Consider the following 4,284-nt stretch of genomic DNA (forward strand, 5'->3'; position numbering starts at 1 on the left):
CCCGTCAACACTTCCATCACTTCTTGCTTGTTGTTAGTCAAAAACACAGTCATATGCCTACCCGTTATTTTAAGCGGGAGACTGTGTCCGGTGATTCAAGGGGCCGCTCCACGAATGAGTAAAGACATATCTAGCAAATGAGGTTTTACCTTTTCTATAACGGCCACTTTAGATGGACGCTCGTGTCTTTGCGGGCCGATTGTTAGATGCCAGCAGCTCTGGAAAGCTGCTCCTTTGACAACGCGCTTAGTTCATAGCGCATCGGTAGCTTCAATCAGCACAAAACGACTTATACCGGTGCCGCTTGCGAGCCATTTCCAAGATTGACTCTTCACAGACTCGCAGAGCACTGTCCTTGGTCTACGGGCGGCTGTCGGTGCGCCCCATGGCGTCCGCTTCCACAACGGCGTACTCATATTCGCAACTCTGCGAAGACCGCCGCGAGGGCCGCAATTGAGTGAATGACCATGCAACGGGATAGTGCGCACATGGACAACGGGTTTGCGGCTGCGAACGAGGCTCTTCAGGACGTTGGAAGGGAATTGGCTTGACTTCTTGCTCGAAGTCACTACTACAGACGTGTGTTGCTCTCGAACCTACGTCATGGCCTCTGCGACGAAGAGCGGAACCAATCCCCATGCGCTTCAGCGAGCGGCGCAGTACATCCGCATGTCGACGGACCATCAGGAACATTCGCCGCATTTTCAGCGGCAGGCTATCGCGGAGTATGCGCATACTCACAATATCCGCGTTGTTTGCGACTACGAGGACGCCGGTATCAGCGGACTCACCTTCAGGCAGCGCCCCGCGCTTGTCCAGCTACTGCTCGACGTCGAAAAGCCGAAGCGGAAGTTCAACACGGTCCTGGTGTTCGACGTGAGCCGTTGGGGACGCTTTCAGGATGTCGACGAAGCCGCTTTCTATGAGTACGCGTGCAGGCGCGCGGGCGTCAATGTGATTTACGTGGCCGAGTCTTTTGCGAACGACCGCAGCCCGGCGACGTCCGTCATGAAGGCGCTTAAGAGGGCGATGGCTGCCGAGTTCAGCCGGGAGATGTCCCGCAAGGTTTTCCTGGGGCAGTGTCTGAACGCGCAGCGCGGGTTTCATGCCGGGGGACCGCCCGGCTATGGGCTGCAACGCATCCTCATTGATTCGAAGCACGAGACAAGACGCCCCCTTGCACGCCACGAATACAAGAGCGTACAGAACGACCGTGTCGTCATCGCACCTGCGTCGACGACCGAGGCGTCGCTTGTCAGGAAGATGTACGAATGGTATGCAACGCAAACGGTCACCGGCGTTGGTATTGCAAAGCGCCTCAATGATTTTGGCCTGCGCAACCGCCTGGGGCGGCCTTGGAACGCCCAGAACATTCTGTGCATCCTTCGCAACGAAGCGTACATCGGTACCAGCGTTTATAGCAGGACGTCCTCCAAGCTCGATGGAGCATGGCAGCAGGTCCCACAACAGGAATGGATTCGCCTCGAGAACGCGTTTGAGCCCGTAGTCGACAGGCGAGTCTTCGCGGCCGTGCAAAAGAAGATGGAGGCGAACCGCAGGCAGTCCACGCGCGAAGAGATACTCGACAGCTTGCGGAAAGTGATAGCAAAAGCCGGCAAGGTCGACCAGGCGACCTTGAGGCATTACCGGAGCGCTCCGTCCGTTGAGCAGGTCATGCGCGAGTTCGGGAGCCTTTACAAGGCGTATGACGAGGTTGGCTACGTACCGAAGCTGGCGCCCGAGCGGTCTGCAAACGGGCGTGTGGAACAGGATGTCGAGGAACGCGTCGCGGAGGCCACTCTGGAGGCGTTGCGGAGCCAGGGTCATGACGTACGCCGTGAAAAGCACACGATGACGTTCTGTGTCGACAACTGGCTGCGATTCAAGCTCGCTGTTCGCAGTCCATGGCTCATCGACGGCCACTTACCTTATTGGGTCGCACGCTGGCCGGACAGCTTCCCTGTCGACTTCCTTGTCTATGGCCGCATTGAGCGGGCAGGCACAGACCTGCTCGACTTCCATATCTTTCCTCGAGGAAGTCTGGTGGCAGGGGCTTACACCGTCGTTTGCCGGCACGGACAGACGCACTTCGGTAAGTACCGGCGGGATGACCTGAAGTCACTGCTTCTCATCGCGGAAACTGTGTCCCTCGATGCGATGCAAGTTGACGGCATGGCTGTGAACCGACCATGAGGTCGCCGAACCACGGCCCTCAAGAGAGGGCGCCTACTGCAGAGCCAAGGCGACCGCATGGCAACACCAAGCGTTCGCTTCAGAGCGGCGGCAGACCACCAGAGGCAAAGGCACGCTCGGTTCTCAAGCTCGAATTGGCCCGGCAACGAAGCGCCGTCAAAAGCATGCGCAATACTGAACGGGAAGCCGACGAGGTGCTGGCGATTCTACGGGAGCTTCAGCGTGACGCAGCGTTCGTCGCGCTAATGAGGACGCGAGGCTTCACCAGCATTCCCCGGCTCCTTTACGAGCGTCTCGCCGCGCGGCTGTAATGAAGAAAGCACAGAGTCCGCGCTTCATCTGCCGAACCCTCGCACGGCCCGAAGATGGGATATCGGCGAGCCTGTACGAAGAAGCGGCAGCGATTGTCGGCGGACAGACACTACCAGTACGAACCATGCGTGCGCTCGAAAGCATGTCTCCAGCACATCAGGTGCAGACTGTCTCACTCATGCTTCGGCAGGACAATCTCACCGGCGATTTTGCTCGTGCGCTACTGGCGGCGACCCCGGCAGACAGGCGCATAGATGACGGACATCTTTGTCGCTCCAGCCCTGATTGCACCCGTGCTCTTGCCCGGATTGTCATTAGGCTCGCTGCAGCCCAAAAAGATGCGGAGCGCTTGCGGGCCGACCATGACAGCAATCTGGTTTTTCTCACACTGGCCGCAGGCTGGGTGCGTACCTGGATTCGCGACGACGTCATCGGTCAGTGGCTTACATCCCGCGAGCCGGCCTACCTCGCGGCACTAAAGGGCATCGTCGATGAGGCGGACAGTGCGATAGCGCCGCGGCGCCAGATGAAGCTTCCCTATGAGCCAGCTGCGGGCGTCGCCGCCACGTCGGCAGGTAAAAGGCGCAAAAAGCGTCGCTCGTAGACTGCGGGAAGTTCGGATTCAGAAAGAGCCCGAGTCGACGAGATGCGTGAGGCAGTGCTGGTAGATATCTCTGGCGACGGGTGAGCGAAAATCGAGGCGCAGATTTTCACAGAACAACGCCGTCACCGAACCCGGCGCGACGGCTGAGCCCAATGTCTTTTCGAGGCCTCGAGCGAGGTCCAAAGCACGGGTCGAAAGCATCACGCGCTGCATCACGTCAGCGCCGCCACCGTTCGTCTTCAGCCACATCACCGTTGACTCCACCAGATGGTCGACCGACAGCCACTCGCCCGTCATCTGCCGCGCAAGAAGGTGAGATGCAACGAGGTAGGCAAGCAGTTCGGCGCGAGCGCGCAGGTCCAAGTTTAGTGGGTTGCTCATCGTGGTGATATCCATGTCCGACAAGTCCATGTGGCATTGTAGGTAGCTTCGCCGCTGACGCGTGGTCTATCGGCGAGAACTTCGCTTTTTTCAAGGTGCTTTCGGGACTGCGAAACTGCCGCCCTCCTCGGCTCATACGCAGATTCTCTGAAATCATTTGCGATGGGCGACTCTAGTGTCCTAGACCCTTCCCTTCCGTCGTCTATCCGTGACGGTCCGTTGTACTGCAGCGGGCCCTCGGAGTGCGCGGGCGCGCGACCCAACCAAGTGGCGAACGGGGCCGGCTCTTGCCTCCATGGGCGAGCGCGCAGTGCGCCCCCATGGCGGCGTCTGCGAATCGGATAAAGGATGACCGCGGTAACGAGGCGCGGCCCGCTTCTTCTGCCAATCGGTTCTGCCGAGCTTGCCGGGCGCGCGTTACCTTGAGATCTGGAATCCGCCTGAGGAACAAAAATAGCCTGCGGCTATAGCTTGTCCGAAAGGCACCAAAGCATCGTGCGCGAGCGTGCGCACCGCGGGCAGCTAGCCGGCTCACTGCGGCAGCGCCCAGACCAAAGCATCAGTACAGCGGTTATGAACCGGACAGCCTGCTCCACGTCGGCAGGCGCCGCCTTCCTGCACAAGAGAACGCTACCGCGGGCGAACCGACGTGCGGCCACGCGTGAAATTCGGGGGCACCCTGACGTAGGACGTAATGAATCTGTCACCGGCCCTCGCCAGTAGCCGCGGGCCAGAACGCGCGCGAGTTGACACTTTTATGTCCCTTCGAATCGGCATAAAAGTGTCAACTCGCA

4 protein-coding genes are annotated in these 4,284 nt (G+C 59.3%); 3 read left to right on the forward strand and 1 reads right to left on the reverse strand.

Annotated features, from left to right (window positions below):
* Nucleotides 1–603: 603 nt before the first annotated feature.
* The 3 genes from JMY24_RS37745 (at nt 604) to JMY24_RS37755 (ending at nt 3,109) form a co-directional block, all read left to right on the forward strand.
* Entirely contained in the window at nt 604–2,193 is a 1,590-nt protein-coding gene (locus JMY24_RS37745) for a recombinase family protein (protein ID WP_201704086.1), read from the forward strand.
* Between the two features lie 164 nt (nt 2,194–2,357).
* Nucleotides 2,358–2,504: a hypothetical protein gene (locus JMY24_RS37750; protein WP_201704088.1), complete on the forward strand. Its 147-nt coding sequence runs from the start codon at nt 2,358–2,360 to the stop codon at nt 2,502–2,504.
* Entirely contained in the window at nt 2,504–3,109 is a 606-nt protein-coding gene (locus JMY24_RS37755; RefSeq protein WP_201704090.1) for a hypothetical protein, read from the forward strand. The genes JMY24_RS37750 and JMY24_RS37755 overlap by 1 nt, the downstream gene beginning before the upstream one ends.
* 18 nt (nt 3,110–3,127) lie before the next feature.
* Here the strand turns inward: JMY24_RS37755 and JMY24_RS37760 are convergent, their stop codons facing one another.
* Complete coding sequence (locus JMY24_RS37760) at nt 3,128–3,505, reverse strand: hypothetical protein (RefSeq protein WP_201704092.1); 378 nt, start codon at nt 3,503–3,505, stop codon at nt 3,128–3,130.
* Between the last annotated feature and the right edge of the window lie 779 nt (nt 3,506–4,284).

It is taken from the genome of Paraburkholderia kirstenboschensis, from assembly GCF_904848585.1.
GTDB lineage: Bacteria > Pseudomonadota > Gammaproteobacteria > Burkholderiales > Burkholderiaceae > Paraburkholderia > Paraburkholderia kirstenboschensis.